The organism is Pseudomonas sp. 58(2021) (assembly GCF_017491585.1).
In the GTDB taxonomy this organism is placed as follows: Bacteria; Pseudomonadota; Gammaproteobacteria; order Pseudomonadales; family Pseudomonadaceae; genus Aquipseudomonas; species Aquipseudomonas fluorescens_BT.
Window position 1 is genome coordinate 84808 of sequence record NZ_JAFGYZ010000015.1, and the last position, 16619, is coordinate 101426.

Sequence of the window (16619 nt, forward strand, 5' to 3'; positions counted from 1 at the left end):
TTGATCAGTCGACGCGGCGCGGACTGTTCTGCTCGCCGAGGGTCTTGTCGTCGCTGATGGCGATGTGGGCGCCGTTGTCCAGTTTGATCTGGCCGGCCGTCACCACTTGTTCGCCACTCTGTACGCCCTTGTTGATCATCACCAGGCCATCGCGGCGTTCGCCGGTCTCGATGAAGCGGCGCTCGGCAATCAGTACCGGTTGGCCCTTGTCGTCCTTCTCGACGCTGCCGTCCTCGGCTTTCTTCTGCCCGACCACGTACAGTGAGTTGCCGTAGAGGGTGTAGGTGATCGCGCTTTCCGGTACGACGATGTGTTTGCGGGGATCAGGCAGCAGGACTTCAAGGCTGGCGAACATGCCCGGCAGCAACTTGCCATCGGGGTTGGCCAGCGTGGCGCGAACCAGAATGTTGCGAGTGGTACTTTCGACGATCGGGTTGATGGCGCTGATGGCGCCGGCAAAGTTCTGGCCGGGATAGGCGGCCACCGATAGCTGTACCGGTTGGCCGATCGCCAGTTTCGGCACCGATTGCTCGGGCACGTAGAAGTCCGCGTAGAGACTGCTCAGATCCTGCAGGGTGGCGATTTTCGTACCGCTGGCGAGGTAGTCGCCGACGTCGACCTGACGGATGCCGATGGTGCCACTGAACGGCGCGACGATGCGTTTTTTCGCCAGCGACGCATTGAGCTGATTGACCGTGGCCCGGTTCTTTTGCAGCACCGCCGACAGTCGGTCGAATTCGCCCTTGGAGATGGCACTGCTGCCCACCAGCTGGCTGCCGCGGCCGAAGTCCAGCTGTGCCAGACCGAGGTCGGCCTTGGCGGTTTCCAGCAATGCGGACTCGACGGCGCTGTCGAGTTGCAGCAACGGTTGCCCGGCCTTGACCTTCTGTCCCGATTCGAATTTCAGCTCGGTGACGGTGCCGGCGACTTCCAGGCTCAGCTCGACACCCTGCAGCGCCTTCAATGTGCCGACGGTGGGCAGGCGCATCTGCCACGGGCGCTCGGTGGCTGTGGCCACGGCGACGCTGATCGGCGGTTTCGGTTTGGAAAAGCCCTGGATCATCGTGTAGATCGAGAAGGCCTTGTAACCGGCGAGGAGCAGAACGATCAGCAGTACAACACCCAACATGATCAACATGCGGCGACGCAGCATATTCCAGTTCCTTGGAGAAAATCAGGCGAGACAGGCGGGAACATTACCCCGACTCCGGCAGGGATTCCAACTGCCAGTTTTTACAGGGTATGAGGGGATAAAGTGGAGGAGGGGAGCACCGCCGACGGGACAGTCGGCGGCGATCTTCAGGCCATCAGGTGCAGATGGTTGTCCCAGAGCCCTGCGGGCAGATCCAGCGGTTTGGCCAGCAGTTCATCCTGGCGACAATCGTAATAGCGGCAACGTCCTTGCCCCGAGGTCACGACAAAGCCGTCCTTCACCGCACCGACGCCGGCGCAGTCGGGCAACGGTGCATCGAGGCGCACTTCGCCGCTGTCCAGGTCCCAGATGAAGAAGCGGTTGCCCCGTGGTGCGGTCAGCGCCACCAGACGCAGTTCGCTGTGCACGGCGACGCTGGCGGTGTAGTGCCCCATCGACTGCAACTGATGGTCCGGCACCGGGAACGCCACGAATGGCTGGCCGGGACGTTTGATCGCCAGCAGCTCCGAGCGCTCGTGGGAAGGCCCCATGAATTGCTGGCCGGCGACAATGGTGCCGTCGCTGGCGATCCCCAGGTGGCGCACGCTGTTCATCGGCTGGGCGAGGGTTTCCTTGCTCAGCAGGGTGCCGTCGCGTTGCATCAGGACCAGGCTTGGCTCCATGGCGTCGAGGTTCATGTCGACCCGGCTTTCAGCCTCGGTGCGGATCCCGCCGTTGGCCACCACCAGGGTTTCACCGTCGGGCATCCACGACACCTGATGCGGGCCGAGCCCGTGAGTCGAAAGCTCTCCACTGTGCACCAGCCGTTCGCCTTCGAACGTGTACACCCCGAGCAGGCCGCGGCCCGGATCGGTGGTGTCGTTCTCGGTGGCATACAGGTAATCGCCGCTGTGATGGATCACCGCGTGGCCGTAGAAATGCCGGTTCGGCTGCGAGGTCACGGTTTGCAGCAGTGCGCCGTCGCGCAGGTCGATCAGGTAGCTCTCGGTGCCCGGACGGCGGGCGACGAACAGCGCGATCGGCAGCGTCGGGTGATTGATGATGTCGTGGCAGCGCTGGCCGACTTCGGTGGCGAACACCCGGGTGCCGTCCAGCCGGTAACCGACGGCATAGTGCTTGCCGTCGGTGTCGTCCCGCGCCGACAGCAGCAGCGGGCTCTGATCCTTGCGCTTGAACAGCGTCCAGCCGCCCAGTGTCACTGCTCCCAGCAGCAAACTACCTAAAGTCAGAGCCTGGCGTCGCAGCATGGCACTTGCCCTCATCAGTCACCGTCGTTGGCGTTGAAGCCCAGTTGGATGCCCAGCGCCTTGGCCAGTTCGCCTTCGTGCAGGCGGTGGACGACGTTGAGGCTGTCGTAGATGTCGTTGAGCTGCTGGCGACCAGCGTCATCGTTGAGCATTTCGGTCAGCGAGCGCTGGGTGCTGTCGAACAGTTTGAGCGACGCCGCGTAGGCGGCATCGATCTTGTCCGCCAACGGTTTCTGCTCAGCCGGCAGCAGGCCGCGCAGACCTTTGTTGTCGACGCCTTCCCAGACGGTTCTGGCCGCCGCGAGGCTGGCTTCCAGCGCCTCCATGGACGACTGGCTGCGCCACGCGTCAGCCTGGAACGGCTGAGGTACGCCCTTGCTCTGGCGGCCCATCGGCGTGCCGAGTTTTTTCTTCAGGGTATCGAGAGCGGTGACCTGTACCCGCAGCAGATCGGCGATCGCTTCGTGGGAGTCGGCATAGCGCTGGTTCGGGAATTTGCTCATCTGCGCGAGCATGCCGTCGGTCGTGTTCCAGCTGCTGAGAATCTCTTCGGCCAGTTGTTTCTGACGCTCGCCGATGGCCACCAGCAGTGGGCAGTATTTGGCTTTCTGCGCGTCATTGGCCACGTCAGGCTTGGCGTCGAACAGGATGTATTCGTAAGCGGACAGGCCTTGTACCACGACGCTGGACTTGGCCAGGGCAGCGGCGTCGATCTGCGGCTGGGCGGTGACCAGTTGCTCGACCTGACGACCGACCAGGTTTTTCTTGTCCGGCCAGAATTGCACCTGCCACGAACGGTTGCCCTCGGCCAGTGGACCGATCAGCAACGGTTGCAGCTCGGCCCAGGCTTTCTGTGCATGCAGGAAGTCGGCACGGGCGGTATCCAGGGTTTCTTTGCCCTGGCAATAGGCGAGGGCGCTGACGGCCAGTTGCCTGTCGGCCTCGACCCAGCGGGTGTAGGTCGGCAGGATCACCGATTTGGCGATGGCAGCCGAGGTCACGGCTTGTGGATCCTGCGGCGAGCACGCGCCGAGGGCCAGTGCGGCAAGGCTGGTGAACAACAGCTTGGGACGGAACATGTCGGGCTCCCGATTCTTTTAAGTGTTTAAAGTGAATTCAAGAACGCCAGCAGCGCGGCACGCTGCTCGGCATTGAAAGACAAAACCTGTTGCTGCGCCGCTTTCGCCTCGCCGCCATGCCAGAGCACGGCTTCGAGCAGGTTGCGGGCGCGGCCGTCGTGCAGAAACCGGGTGTGGCCGCTGACCGTCTGCGTCAGGCCGATGCCCCACAGCGGCGGCGTACGCCAGTCGCGGCCGCTGGCCTGGAACTCGGTGCGGTTGTCGGCCAGGCCTTCGCCCATGTCATGCAGCAGCAGATCGCTGTACGGACGAATCACTTGATTGGCCAGTTCAGGTTCGGCCGCGTTGGCGGCGGTGGTGTATTTCGGCGTGTGACAGGACTGACAACCCGCCTGGAAAAACAGGCTCTTACCGGCCAGCACCTGAGCATCGTTGACGTCACGGCGAGCGGGAACGGCGAGGTTGCGGGTATAGAACAACACCAGGCGCAGAATGTTATCGCTGACTTCGGGTTCGCCGTCCGGGCCATTGCCATTCGGGGCCTGTTTGCAGGCCACTTGTGCGTCGGTGCAGTCATCAAACGGTCTCAGGCTCGTGGTGAGGCCCATATCACCGGAAAACGCGTGAACATTTTGTTGATTGAGGTTCGGTTGTCCGGCTTTCCAGCCAAATCGGCCCATCACGGTCTTTTGCTGCGCGTCGTCCCAGACCCGGTTGGGCCGGCCGTTGATACCGTTTTTCTCTTTGGCCTGCGCGGCGGCGTTGGCGAGGATCGCTGCTTCGGGGATCGCTTCGAGCAGACCCAGGCCGATCATCGGTGGTGCAACGCGTGCGGAGAAACGTGTGTCCGGGTGCATCGGACCGTAGCCTAACTGAGTGAACTGCAACACCGGTTTGCGCAGCTCGACTTCGGTGCCGTCCTTGAAGCGCACCGGTACTGGCGTGTAATCGACCCGCACTTTGCCTTCCGGTGCGACGCCGGGGATGGCCATGTCCTGGAACTGCCCGCCGTAAACCGGTTCCGGCACCACGCCGACCTGCTCGATCAATCCGGCGTACTGTGGCGCATCGGGAATCGACAGACGCACCAGCATCGATACGGCGTTTGGCGCGTCCGGGGGCGGCGGATGTCCGCGACCATCCTTGATGTGGCAGCCCTGGCAGGCGTTGGTGTTGAACAGCGGGCCGAGGCCATCGCGGGCGGTGGTGGTCGACGGTGCGATCACCCAGGGGCTGCGAAAGAAACTGTTGCCGACGCTGAAATCCACCCGACGCGAAGGTGGCAGGTTGGCCGAGGGCAGGGAGAACGCATTCTGATCCGTCTTGCGTACGGTCGCGGCGCCGCCGGAGCGGGCTTCGCCGGGCTCGGCCTTGGTGAAACGCGGGGCGTCATCGCAGGCACTCAGGCCAAGGGCCAGAAACAGCGCGGACAAGCGAAGAGGCAGCGACGGCATCAGACTTCCTGCAAGAGGGGCGAATTTAAAGGCGCAAAGTCTAACAGGGCGAGGGGGTTTGAATAAGAGGAATTATCGTTTGCTTGATTTGTGGCAATTGTGAAGGATCGCTGAAAACCTTGTGGGAGCTAGCCTGCTAGCGATTGTGGCATTCGTCTTTCTGAAAGTGTTGAAGCAGAAAATGCTATCGCGAGCAGGCTCGCTCCCACAGGTTTTGTGTATGGCAGGAATAAAAAAGGCGACCCGAAGGTCGCCTTGTTCAGTCAGACAGTGTCGATCAGAACTCGTGATCGGCGTTGTCCGGGTTCAGGTCGCTGATGCCCAGTTTGCCGGCAGCCGCTTCGATCGAGCCGGTCTGCTTGACCAGCGAGGCGATGGCGTCACGGACGATCTGGTTGCCAGCGGTGTTGCCGGCGGCGATCAACTGATCGTAGTGCTCACCCTTGTTGGCGTGATCGACCATGACCTGGATCTTGGCTTCGGTAGCGGCCAGATCGGCTTTCAGCGCGGTGTCGGCAGCCGGGTCAACCTTGGCCACCAGCGACGACAGGCTGGCGCCGGTCATCTTGGTGCCGTCGACGCGGGTGTACTCGCCCAGATAGACGTTACGAATGCCTTTGGCATCGTAGAAGTGCGAGTTGTGGGTGTTGTCGCTGAAGCAATCCTGTTCGTCTTCCGGGGAGTTCGCTTCCAGGGACACCTTCATGCGCTCGCCGGCCAGCTCGCCCAGGGACAGGCTGCCCATGCCGAACAGCATTTTGCGCAGGCCGCTTTCAGCCGGTTCGGCTTCCAGGGTGGCGCGATAGTTGTCGGCCACGTTCGGCTTCCAGTTGCCGACCATTTCTTCCAGGTCGCTGACCAGCAGCTGGGTCACGGCTTTCAGGTAGGCACGACGACGGTCGTTGTGACCGCCAGTGGCGCCTTTGCCTTCCAGGTAGTCCGACGCCGGACGGTTGCCGGCGCCAGGGCCGGTGCCGTTCAGGTCCTGGCCCCAGAGCAGGAATTCGATGGCGTGGTAGCCAGTGGCGACGTTGGCTTCGGAACCGCCCAGCTCGTTCAGGCTGGCGAGTTTTTCCGGAGTGATGTCCTTGACGTCGACCTTGTCTTCGCCGACCTGAACTTCGGTGTTGGCGATGATGTTGGCGTTGGCGCCCGGGTTGCCCAGTGCGTGTTCGTAGGATTTGTCGACGTAGTCGATCAGGCCTTCGTCCAGCGGCCAGGCGTTAACCTGACCTTCCCAGTCGTCGATGATGGTGTTGCCGAAGCGGAACACTTCGCTTTGCAGGTAAGGAACGCGGGCGGCGATCCAGGCTTCACGAGCAGCCTTCAGGGTGTCGGCGTTAGGCTTGGCAAGGAATGCGTCGATAGCGGTCTGCAGGGTTTTCGCGGTGGATTCGGCATCGCTGTAGACGGCGAAGACCATGTCGGCGTAGTGCGCGACCACAGCCTTTGCAGCGGCTTCGTCGACTTTGCCGGCAGCGGCAGCCGCCGGTGCGGCGGTGCTGGCGGCTGGCGTCGGCGCAGCTGGAGCGGCGGCCTTGTCTTTGCCTTCGCCGCAACCGGCGAGGGAAATGGCGATGGCCAGCAGACTGGCGGTAGCCAGAGGCATACGAATCATGGCGAACATCCTGCTTCGGTAATTGAGTGGACAGGCGCGGGGGGCGCAAAAGCTGCGACATAATGCAAATCTTTCGCATTATGTGTAAAGGGTTGTAGCTGGAAATATTTCCTGTTTGCACCGGGGTGCGCGGGATCAACGGTGTGGGTTCTTCCCGGTATCAGTGGCGGGGAGTCCGTTGCCGGAGGTTTCAGAGAATCGCTGCGTTGCTGCGTTGCGCCTGCTTGAGATAGACGCTCAGTTCCCGCGCCGGCAGCGGTTTGCTGTAGTGATATCCCTGACCTTCGTGGCAGCCTTCGGAGATGATATAGGTCTCCTGTTCGGCGGTTTCCACGCCTTCGGCGATCACCTGCATGCCCAGGCTCTTGCCCAGTTGAATGATGGCGCGAACGATGGTCGCGTCATCGTCGTCATCCAGCAGGTCCTGGACGAAGCTCTTGTCGATCTTGATCTTGTCCAGCGGCAGACTCTTGAGATAGCTCAGCGAGGAATAGCCGGTTCCGAAGTCGTCGATGGCGATCAGTGCGCCGGAACGGCGCAGGCTCAGCAGGTGCTGGGCGGCGGTGCTGATGTCCTCCATCAGGCCGGTTTCGGTGACTTCCAGTTCCAGGCTGCGCGGTGGCAGGCGGTACATCTGCAACAGGTTGTTGACCACTCTCGGCAGCTCGGCGTGGTGCAGTTGCACGGTGGACAGGTTGACGGCCATGCGCAGGTCGACGAAACCCTGATCGTGCCATTCGCGCAGTTGCTTGCAGGCCTGATCCAGCACCCATTCGCCGATGGCGATGATCGTGCCGTTCTGTTCGGCCAGCGGAATGAACAGGTCCGGCGGCACCAGTCCGTGCTCCGGATGTTGCCAGCGGATCAGGGCCTCGACGCCGACCACACGGTGATCGCGGTAGCTGATCTGTGGTTGGTAGACGAGGTAGAACTGATCCCGCAGCAGGGCATCGCGCAGGTCTTTTTCCAGTTCGCGACGGCGGCGCATTTCGCTGTCGACGCTCGCGATATAGAACTGATAGCGGTTGCGCGAGCGCGTCTTGGCCAGGGTCATGGTCTGCTCGGCTTTCTGCAGCAGCTTTTCGGTGCTGTCGCCGTCCTCGGGGAACAGAGTGATGCCGATGGTCGCGCGCAGGCGGATTTCCTGATGATCGAGGGCGAACGGCGCTTCCAGGTCATCGAGGATGCTTTGCGCGAGTTCCGCCGCTTCGTAAGGCTGTTCGATGTCGGCCTGCACCAGAGCGAACTGGTCGCCACCCAGACGGGCGAGGGCACCGAGGCGGCCGCTGTGGGCGCGCAGTCGATCAGCCAGGGCCAGCAGCAATTGGTCGCCGGTCTGATAGCTGAATTGTTCGTTGATGCCTTTGAAATCGTCCAGACCTACGCAAAGGACGGCGACCCGCCGCTGCAGCTTGCCGGCATCCACCAGAATCTTGTCCAGTTGCTGCTGCAGTTGCTGGCGGTTCGGCAGGCCGGTGAGGAAGTCGTACTGGGCCATGCGCAGCAGGCTGTTTTCCGCTTCGTGGCGCAGATGGGTGTTGCGTTCGATGGACTCGAGCAACTGGTTGGCGGTGTTGATCCAGATCCCGAGCTCGTTTTTCTCGTGGCCCTTGAGCTGCGGAATCTTGTGTTCGCTGGGGCGGTCCGGGTTGATCTCGGTGAGGTGCTCGATGATCCGCGACAGTGGTTTGGTCAGTAGCCAGTGATAGACCAGATACAACACAAGGCCCATGGCCAGGGCGCGCAGCACGCCGGAAATGAAGATGATCACCGAACTGACGATGAAGCCCTGGCCGTAAGTGGCGGTGTCGAGGGTGATGCTCAGGTCGCCGTAATACTCGCTGTAGGGACCGCGCCCCACCAGTTGGGTGGTGAACGTGCGTTCCTGGCCGAGAATCAGGTCGGTCAGCCAGCGGCTGCTGGATTGCTGCAATTCACGGGATTTCTGCGCGAGCATCGCTTCGTTGGGATGCCCGATGGAGGCCTGGCGCACGGCATCGTCCTGGAACAGGCCTTCGATCACCTGCATGCCCATTTCCCGGTCCAGGCTGTAGACCGCCTGGGTCGAGGGATCGCGGAACATGTCGAGGATGCGTTCGGCGTCGCCAGCGACGGCCTGGCGTGTTTTATAGGCATCGAAAACGATCTGCGCACAGCTCAAGACTACGCCGACGATCAATGCCGACAGGAGCACGACCCGGAGCAACTTCACCGACAAGCTGTTCTTGAGTTCCAGCTTCAAAGGGTTATTCCTTGTTCCGTGCGGGTAGCGTCAAGTTGCCATGAGTATTGGCAATCCCGTGTTGGCAGTCAAAGGGACAATCGAGCCGCGGAAAATTTGTCCGTGGCGTTGGCCGAAATGCTGCTGCATGGGGTATTTGCCCTGGTTGTACTGTGTCGGTAGTTTTGGCCTCCAACTTGAGGGCGTCGGACAATTTTTCCTCTTTTGATGTTAGTTCGCCGTGGCTTGGGAGCAAGGCGAGAAGGGCTGCTTTGCGTGTGGGAAAAGGCCCTGTTTGTGATGAGACGCGCCCCCGATGATTTATGCGGGCAGAAAAAACCCGGCTATAGCCGGGTTTTTGTCTGGCGTGCAGCTTAAGCGGTGAAGGTCTTGCCTTCGAACTGCTCGGCCACGAACTTCCAGTTGACCAGGTTCCAGAACGCCTCGACGTACTTAGGACGCAGGTTACGGTAGTCGATGTAGTAAGCGTGTTCCCACACATCGCAGGTCAGCAGCGGGGTGTCGCCGCTGGTCAGCGGGTTGCCGGCGCCGATGGTGCTGGCCAGGGCCAGGGAACCGTCAGCCTTTTTCACCAGCCAGCCCCAGCCGGAACCGAAAGTGCCGATCGAGGTTTTGCTGAACTCTTCCTTGAACTTGTCGAACGAACCGAAAGCTGCGTTGATGGCATCAGCCAGCGCGCCGGTTGGTTGACCGCCGGCGTTTGGCGCCAGGCAGTTCCAGTAGAAAGTGTGGTTCCAGACCTGAGCGGCGTTGTTGAAGATGCCGCCCGAGGAAGTCTTGACGATCTCTTCCAGGGTCTTGCCTTCGAACTCGGTGCCTGGCACCAGGTTGTTCAGGTTCACGACGTAGGTGTTGTGGTGTTTGTCGTGGTGGAATTCCAGGGTTTCCTTGGAAATGTGCGGCTGCAGGGCATCGTGTGCGTAAGGCAGCGGCGGCAATTCGAAAGCCATGATGATTCTCCTAATCAGGTCTGTTGCGGTGAGCGCAAGGCCGATCACGGGCGGCCAGAAATGCACCGGCGAGTTTTTACTCTTTGCGGCGCAGGGTTCGGATCATAGCACCGGGGGTGCGGCTTAACCACGCAACAACTGTGTGGGATAGAGGTTCCAGAGCCTTTTGGAATAATTCAGCTGGCGATTATCAATTGTCCCGCCACCGTGAACATCATCACTGCCACCAATAGATCGAGAATCCGCCACGTACTCGGCCGTGCCAGCCACGGCGCCAGCCATGCCGCGCCGAACGCCAGGGTGAAGAACCACAGCAACGAAGCACTTGCCGCGCCCACGACATACGCGCCGGGCACCGACTGTTGTGCGCCGAGAGAACCGATCAGCAGAACGGTGTCCAGATAAACGTGAGGGTTGAGAAGGGTCACCGCCAGGGCGCTGAGCATCACTGCCCGCAGCGAGCGCACGGTCTGGTTTTCACCTTGTTGCAGGCTCTGTTTCGAGCAGGCCCGGCGCAACGCCTGACTGCCGTACCAGATCAGGAACACCGCGCCGCCCCAGCGGGCGACCGCCAGCAAGGTCGGGTTTTGTGCCAGCACCGTGGCCAGACCGAAAACCCCTGCCGCCACCAGCAACGCATCGCAGGCGACGCACAGCGCCGCGACCGGCAGGTGATGCTCTCGCCGCAGGCTCTGGGCCAGGACAAAAGCGTTCTGCGTGCCGATTGCCATGATCAGCCCGAACGCTACCAGCAAACCGTTGGTATAGCTTTGCCACATGACGGTTACTCCGCGTTGGCTGCGAGATCGCGCAGCACTTGCATGGCGCGTTCGGCGTCGGCCTGACCGACGAACAAATGGTCGTGGTAATAGCCGGCAATCACGTTGCAGCTGATACCAGCCTTGCCCAGTGCGGTGGCGAAAGCGGCGGTCAGACCGACGGCTTCCAGCGCCGAATGCACGTTCAGGGTGATCCAGGCTGCGACGTAGTCGAAGCTGAAACCGGCGCGCTCGGCTTGGGACCGTTCGAGAATCACCGTCAGGCCTTCCTGTTCACGGAAACTGCCGACGATCTCCAGGCCGCTCGGCAATTGGCCGTCGCGCAAGGTGCAGAACACGTATTCGCCGGCATTGAGCTGCGGGCTCATGCTGCGCAGCAGGGTGGTCAACGAGGTTTCGCCAGCCATGGGGGTGGTCCTTGATAAAGAGTGCTTACTGGCTATTCTCCGGGCAGACGCTGTATAAGAAAAACCAATAGTGCTGATCGCTCATTAGGAAAACTGATGTTCGACTACAAATTGCTTTCCGCTCTGGCCGCCGTGGTCGAGCAGGCCGGATTCGAACGGGCGGCTCAGGTGCTGGGCCTTTCGCAATCGGCGATTTCCCAGCGGATCAAACTGTTGGAGGCGCGGGTCGGCCAGCCGGTTCTGGTGCGCGGCACGCCGCCGTCACCCACCGAGATCGGCCGGCGGCTGCTCAACCATGTGCAGCAGGTGCGCCTGCTCGAACGGGATCTGCAGACGCTGGTGCCGGCGCTGGACGAGGAGGGCTTGCCGGAACGGCTGCGCATCGCGCTGAACGCCGACAGCCTGGCCACCTGGTGGGCTGAGGCGGTGGGCGACTTCTGCGCCGAACAACACCTGTTGCTGGATCTGATCGTCGAAGACCAGACCGTCGGCCTCAAGCGCATGCGCGCCGGTGAAGTCGCCGCATGTCTGTGTGCCAGTGAACGACCGGTGGCCGGCGCTCGCAGCGTATTGCTCGGCGCCATGCGCTATCGGGCGCTGGCCAGCCCGGCGTTCATCGAGCGGCATTTCCCCGACGGCGTGCAGGCTGCACAACTGCCGCGTACCCCGGCGCTGGTGTTTGGTCCGGACGACTTTCTGCAACATCGCTACCTTGCGTCCCTCGGCGTCGATGGCGGTTTCGAACACCATTTGTGTCCATCCTCCGAAGGTTTTATCCGCCTGACCGAAGCCGGGCTCGGCTGGGGACTGGTGCCCGAATTGCAGGTGCGCGAGCAACTGGAACGCGGCCTGTTGCGCGAACTGTTGCCAGATAAACCGATCGACGTGCCGTTGTACTGGCATCATTGGCGCAATGGCGGTCAGTTGCTCGGGCTGTTGACCGAGCAACTGGTGCGCTCGTCGGCGCAATGGCTGGTGCCGTTGGACTGACGGCCAGCGTCAAGACTCACGAATCAGGCAAAACGAAAGACAGCGGAGCTCTACATGAAAATTCTGGTCACCGGCGCAAGCGGCTTCATTGGCGGACGCTTTGCGCGTTTCGCCCTGGAGCAGGGCCTGGACGTGCGGGTCAACGGTCGCCGGGCCGAGGGTGTCGAGCATCTGGTACGTCGCGGTGCCGAGTTCGTTCAAGGCGACTTGAGCGACCCGGACCTGGTGCGTGCGCTGTGCAGCGATGTCGAAGCCGTGGTGCACTGCGCCGGATCCGTCGGGTTGTGGGGCCGTTATCAGGACTTTCATCAGGGCAACGTGCAAGTGACCGAAAACGTGGTCGAAGCCTGCCTCAAACAGCGGGTGCGGCGCCTGGTGCACCTGTCGTCGCCGTCGATCTACTTTGACGGCCGCGACCACCTCGGCCTGACCGAAGAGCAGGTGCCCAAGCGTTTCAAGCATCACTATGCGGCGACCAAGTATCTGGCGGAGCAGAAAGTCTTCGGCGCTCAGGAATTCGGCCTCGAAACCCTGGCCCTGCGCCCGCGTTTCGTCACCGGCGCCGGGGACATGAGCATTTTTCCGCGCCTGCTGAAGATGCAGCGCAAAGGGCGTCTGGCAATCATCGGCAACGGCCTGAACAAGGTCGACTTCACCAGCGTGCACAACCTCAACGAAGCGTTGTTGAGCAGCCTGCTGGCTGCCGGTTCGGCGCTGGGCAAGGCCTACAACATCAGCAATGGCGCCCCGGTGCCGCTGTGGGATGTGGTCAATTACGTGATGCGCAAAATGGAAGTCCCACAAGTCACCAGGTACCGTTCCTACGGGCTGGCCTACAGTGTCGCGGCACTCAACGAAGCGGCCTGCAAGCTTTGGCCGGGCCGTCCCGAGCCGACCCTGTCGCGCCTGGGCATGCAGGTGATGAACAAAAATTTCACCCTCGACATCAGCCGCGCCCGGCATTATCTCGACTACGATCCGAAGGTCAGCCTGTGGGCGGCCCTCGATGAGTTCTGCGGCTGGTGGAAGGCTCAAGACATTCATTGAAACAAGTCGACCGGCTGATCGTGAACCCCGTCGCCGCCAGAGGGTCAATCCCTGCGGCTGCGGGGGGTTATACTGCGCCGCAATCAGCCATTACCGCGTTTCACAAAGGTTGCCTCAATGTCCATGCGTAACGATGCCCACGACGACGATTTCGATGATGTACCCAGTCTGCGTGCCGACACCCTCGATGACGATGATTTTCCCACCACTGCCCGTACGTCCGTACACTCGCGCACGCCGCCGGTGGTCAAGGTCAAGTCTGCGAGCACCGGGCCATTGTGGGCGCTGGTCGGCGCCCTGTTCTTTGCCTTCATCGGCCTGGCCTGGTGGAGTTTCCAGCAGATCTCGCTGATGGAGCAGCAACTGGTGGCGACCCAGGAAAGTTTCGCGCGGATCAGTGAAGAAGCGGCGGGGCGACTGCAGGACATTTCCGGCAAGGTCGTGGCCAGCCAGACCAACGTCAACACCGACAGTGAAGCCCTGAAACTGCAGATCAAACAGCTGCAAAACGCGCTTCAGGATCAGAGCAGGCAGCAACAGGGTGTGGCCGGACAGGCGACGGATCTGGACAAGCGCCTGGCGCAGATGACCGCCCAGGCCACCGAGCAGCAAAACGCCAATACCCAGTTGCAGGCTCAGGTCAAAGCCCTGAGTGCAGAGTTGGCGACGTTGAAAAGCACACCGGCCGACACCAGCAAGGTCGACGCGCAACTCAAGGGCTTCGATGCGCAGTTCAAGAGTCTGGGGGCGGACATCACGGCGCTGAAGAAACAAGGCAGTTCCAACGCCGCCATCGAGCGTCTGGAGCAGGAAATCGTTGTGCTCAAAAGTGAGCAGGAAAACCGCCCGGCTGCTTCCCAGGGCGGCACCAACACGGCCGAGTTCGATGCGTTCCGCGGGCAGATGACCCGCAACATCAACACTCTGCAGGCGCAGATCCAGAACCTGCAACAGCAACTCAACGCCCGGCCTTGAGCCACCTCTGCGGCGAGGGAGCGTATTCCCTCGCCGCAACCCCCTCGCAACATTCAGAACCTTTCTGAATATCCATACCTGCCTTCAGGCCGTCTACGCTCTTGAAACATCAACAAGAACGAGGGATACGTCATGGGGTTTGTGCAAAAACTGGCCTGGCTCGGTGCGGTGCTGCTGTTGAGTTTCGGCCAGGCCAATGGGGCTACGGAAAAGGACGACAGCAAGGCTGCCATCGCTTTGCTGGAAAAGGCACTGGCCTACTATCACGACAACGGCGACAAGGCGTTCGCGGCGTTCAGCCGACAGGGCGAGTTCGTCGACAAGGATCGCTACGTGTTCGTGGTCGATACCAAGGGCGTGATGCTCGCCAGCGGAGGGCCGTCGTCGGCATTGATCGGTCGCGACGTGAGCGAAGTCCTCGGGCCGGACTTGCAGAAGTCCTTCAAGGACGCCTTGAAAGTGCCGGAAGGCAACGGCATCCAGCAGGCCGAATACCGCTGGCAGAACTGGGCCGACGGCAAGGTCGAGCGCAAGCACGTTTACTATCAACGCATCGGTCAGCGAATTCTGGCGGTCGGTTATTACTTGCCGCGTGCGTCGGCAGAGCAGGCGAAGGCCTTGCTCGACAAAGCCGCCACCGATCTGATCAGGGACGAGAAGGGCACACTGTCCGCGATCAACTCGCTGAAGGGGGGGTATCTGCAGGATGACCTGTATGTGTTCGTTGTGGATTTGAACACCCGGCGTTACGTCGCCCATGGCACCAACCTGCGGTTGATCAACACCGATTTCGCCAAGGTCGATGACCCGGAAGGCAAACCGGTGGGCGAGCCGATTCTGGCGTTGATCGGCAAGCAGGATGAGGGCGAGTACGAATATCGCTGGAAGAACCCGGTGACCGGCAAGGTCGAGGACAAACATGCCTACCTGAAGAAGGTCGGAAATCTGCTGGTGGCGGTCGGTTATTACAGCGCTTGAACGCTCATCCCTGTGGGAGCGAGCCTGCTCGCGAAGAGGACATGTCAGTCGATGTCATTGTTGAATGACACACCGCATCGCGAGCAGGCTCGTTCCCACATGGACTGGATTGTTGCGATTATTTTGCGCCGTGCTCACGGCCCCGCAGCAAACGGTTCGGCATGGCAATCGCCGCCGCCAGCCCGAGCAGCGAGACCCCGGCGCTGACCATCAGCAAATGCCGGAACGTCACCAGCAACTCGGCACGCAAGGCATTCTGCGCATCGCCGGGCGCCGCGTTCAGGCCATCGAGCAGCACGTTGCCGGAATGACCTTCGCCGATCAGCGATGCGCCGGTCAGGTGAGCGAAACTGGAGTCCTGCAACAACGCCAGCAGCAGCGCCGACATCAACGCCACGCCCACCGCGCCGCCCAGGGAGCGGAACAGGTTGGTGGTGCTGGTGGCGACGCCGATGTCCTTTTGCTCCACCGAGTTCTGCGTGCCGACCAGCGAAGTCGGAAACTGCATGCCGCCGGCGATACCGCTGAGCAACATGAACAGGCTGCTGATCAGCGTCGCGTCGGGTGGGCTGAAGGCCATGCCGAGGATCGAGATCGGCATCAGCAGCGCACCGGTGAGAATCTGCGGTTTGTAGCGCCCGGTGATCGATGTGCGACGTCCGGCGAAGTACGCGCCGATCGGCAGGCCCATTGCCAGCGGCAGCAAGTGCAACGCGGCGCTGTCGGCGCCGGCACCGGTTACGCTCTGGAAGCGCAACGGCATCAACACAATCAACGAAATCGCCTGGAAGCTGCAGAAGAAAATCGTGCACCAGCACAGCAGAGCGCTGCGATTGGTGAACAGATGCATCGGCAGCAATGGCTCGCGGGCTCGCCGCTCATGCCAGACGAACACCGCCAGCACCGCCACCGCACAAGCGAACAGCCCGAGCACTTCGCTGCTGCGCCACGCATGGCCCTGGCCCACCTGAGTGATCGCCAGCAACAGCGCGGTCAGGCCGATGATCATCAGCAGCGTGCCGAGGTAATCGATGACCGGTTTGCGCTGGGGAATCGGCAGGCCGACCAGATTGCGTCGGGCCACCCAGTACGCGCCGAGGCCCAGCGGCAGGTTGATCAGGAACACCCAGCGCCACGAAAGATATTCGGTCATGTAGCCGCCCAGTACCGGGCCGGCAACACTGGCCACCGCGTACATGCTGCTGAAGTAACCCTGATAGCGTCCGCGTTCCCGGGGCGGGACTATGTCGCCGATGATTGCCTGGCTCACCGAAATCATCCCGCCGGCACCGATGCCCTGGAAAATCCGCGCCAGCACCAGTTGTTCCATGCTTTGGGCCATGCCGCAGAACAGCGAAGCGAGGGTGAACAGGCCCATGCCGAACAGCATCAATTTGCGCCGCCCGTACAGGTCACCGAGTTTGCCGTAGATCGGCACCGCCACGGTCATCGCCACCATGTAGCCGGAAATCACCCAGGCCAGCAGGCTGACGTCCTTGAACTGTGCGGAGATGGCCGGCATGGATACGGCGACGATGGTCTGGTCCAGCGCGCCGAGAAAAATCGCCATCATCAGCGCGACCAGCACGCTGCGAATGGCCGGTTTGGGCGTTTCGGGATGGTTGAGATTGGTCACGGGCGAACCTGCGGGCAGTGATTGACCCGCAGGGGCAAGGCGAGCGGGTGGATGCTCGCCAGTG

The 16619-nt window shown here is 61.7% G+C and carries 14 protein-coding genes; 4 read left to right on the forward strand and 10 right to left on the reverse strand.

Annotated elements, in window-relative coordinates:
* Positions 1-4: 4 nt before the first annotated feature.
* The 9 genes from J5M72_RS18565 to J5M72_RS18605 form a co-directional block, all read right to left on the reverse strand.
* On the reverse strand, positions 5-1153 hold the full coding sequence (locus J5M72_RS18565) for an efflux RND transporter periplasmic adaptor subunit (protein WP_169431683.1): 1149 nt from the start codon (positions 1151-1153) through the stop codon (positions 5-7).
* A gap of 146 nt (positions 1154-1299) precedes the next feature.
* Complete coding sequence (locus J5M72_RS18570) at positions 1300-2400, reverse strand: DUF1513 domain-containing protein (protein WP_207866733.1); 1101 nt, start codon at positions 2398-2400, stop codon at positions 1300-1302.
* Positions 2401-2414: 14 nt separating this feature from the next.
* Positions 2415-3479: an imelysin family protein gene (locus J5M72_RS18575; protein ID WP_207866734.1), complete on the reverse strand. Its 1065-nt coding sequence runs from the start codon at positions 3477-3479 to the stop codon at positions 2415-2417.
* 26 nt (positions 3480-3505) lie between these two features.
* Positions 3506-4933 carry a di-heme oxidoredictase family protein gene (locus tag J5M72_RS18580; protein WP_169431681.1) on the reverse strand — a complete coding sequence of 476 codons (1428 nt, stop codon included), beginning with the start codon at positions 4931-4933 and terminating at the stop codon, positions 3506-3508.
* A gap of 277 nt (positions 4934-5210) precedes the next feature.
* Positions 5211-6551, reverse strand: coding sequence for an imelysin family protein (locus J5M72_RS18585; protein ID WP_207866735.1), 1341 nt, complete (start codon positions 6549-6551; stop codon positions 5211-5213).
* Positions 6552-6741: 190 nt separating this feature from the next.
* Positions 6742-8793 carry a bifunctional diguanylate cyclase/phosphodiesterase gene (locus tag J5M72_RS18590; RefSeq protein WP_085709556.1) on the reverse strand — a complete coding sequence of 684 codons (2052 nt, stop codon included), beginning with the start codon at positions 8791-8793 and terminating at the stop codon, positions 6742-6744.
* A gap of 353 nt (positions 8794-9146) precedes the next feature.
* Positions 9147-9743 (reverse strand): Fe-Mn family superoxide dismutase, encoded by a 597-nt coding sequence (locus J5M72_RS18595; RefSeq protein WP_016773431.1) that lies wholly within the window; start codon positions 9741-9743, stop codon positions 9147-9149.
* Between the two features lie 176 nt (positions 9744-9919).
* Positions 9920-10522, reverse strand: a complete 603-nt coding sequence (locus tag J5M72_RS18600; protein ID WP_207866736.1) for a LysE/ArgO family amino acid transporter — start codon at positions 10520-10522, stop codon at positions 9920-9922.
* A gap of 5 nt (positions 10523-10527) precedes the next feature.
* Complete coding sequence (locus tag J5M72_RS18605) at positions 10528-10929, reverse strand: ACT domain-containing protein (protein WP_207866737.1); 402 nt, start codon at positions 10927-10929, stop codon at positions 10528-10530.
* Positions 10930-11025: 96 nt separating this feature from the next.
* Between J5M72_RS18605 and J5M72_RS18610 the strand changes: the two genes are divergently transcribed.
* The 4 genes from J5M72_RS18610 (at position 11026) to J5M72_RS18625 (ending at position 14919) form a co-directional block, all read left to right on the forward strand.
* Positions 11026-11919, forward strand: a complete 894-nt coding sequence (locus J5M72_RS18610; RefSeq protein ID WP_169431676.1) for a LysR family transcriptional regulator ArgP — start codon at positions 11026-11028, stop codon at positions 11917-11919.
* A 54-nt stretch (positions 11920-11973) separates the two neighbouring features.
* Complete coding sequence (locus tag J5M72_RS18615; protein ID WP_169431675.1) at positions 11974-12966, forward strand: NAD-dependent epimerase/dehydratase family protein; 993 nt, start codon at positions 11974-11976, stop codon at positions 12964-12966.
* 117 nt (positions 12967-13083) lie between these two features.
* Entirely contained in the window at positions 13084-13941 is an 858-nt protein-coding gene (locus tag J5M72_RS18620; RefSeq protein ID WP_207866738.1) for an ATPase, read from the forward strand.
* 132 nt (positions 13942-14073) lie between these two features.
* Entirely contained in the window at positions 14074-14919 is an 846-nt protein-coding gene (locus J5M72_RS18625; protein ID WP_207866739.1) for a cache domain-containing protein, read from the forward strand.
* 118 nt (positions 14920-15037) lie between these two features.
* Here the strand turns inward: J5M72_RS18625 and J5M72_RS18630 are convergent, their stop codons facing one another.
* Positions 15038-16555: an MDR family MFS transporter gene (locus tag J5M72_RS18630; protein ID WP_207866740.1), complete on the reverse strand. Its 1518-nt coding sequence runs from the start codon at positions 16553-16555 to the stop codon at positions 15038-15040.
* Positions 16556-16619: the final 64 nt, after the last annotated feature.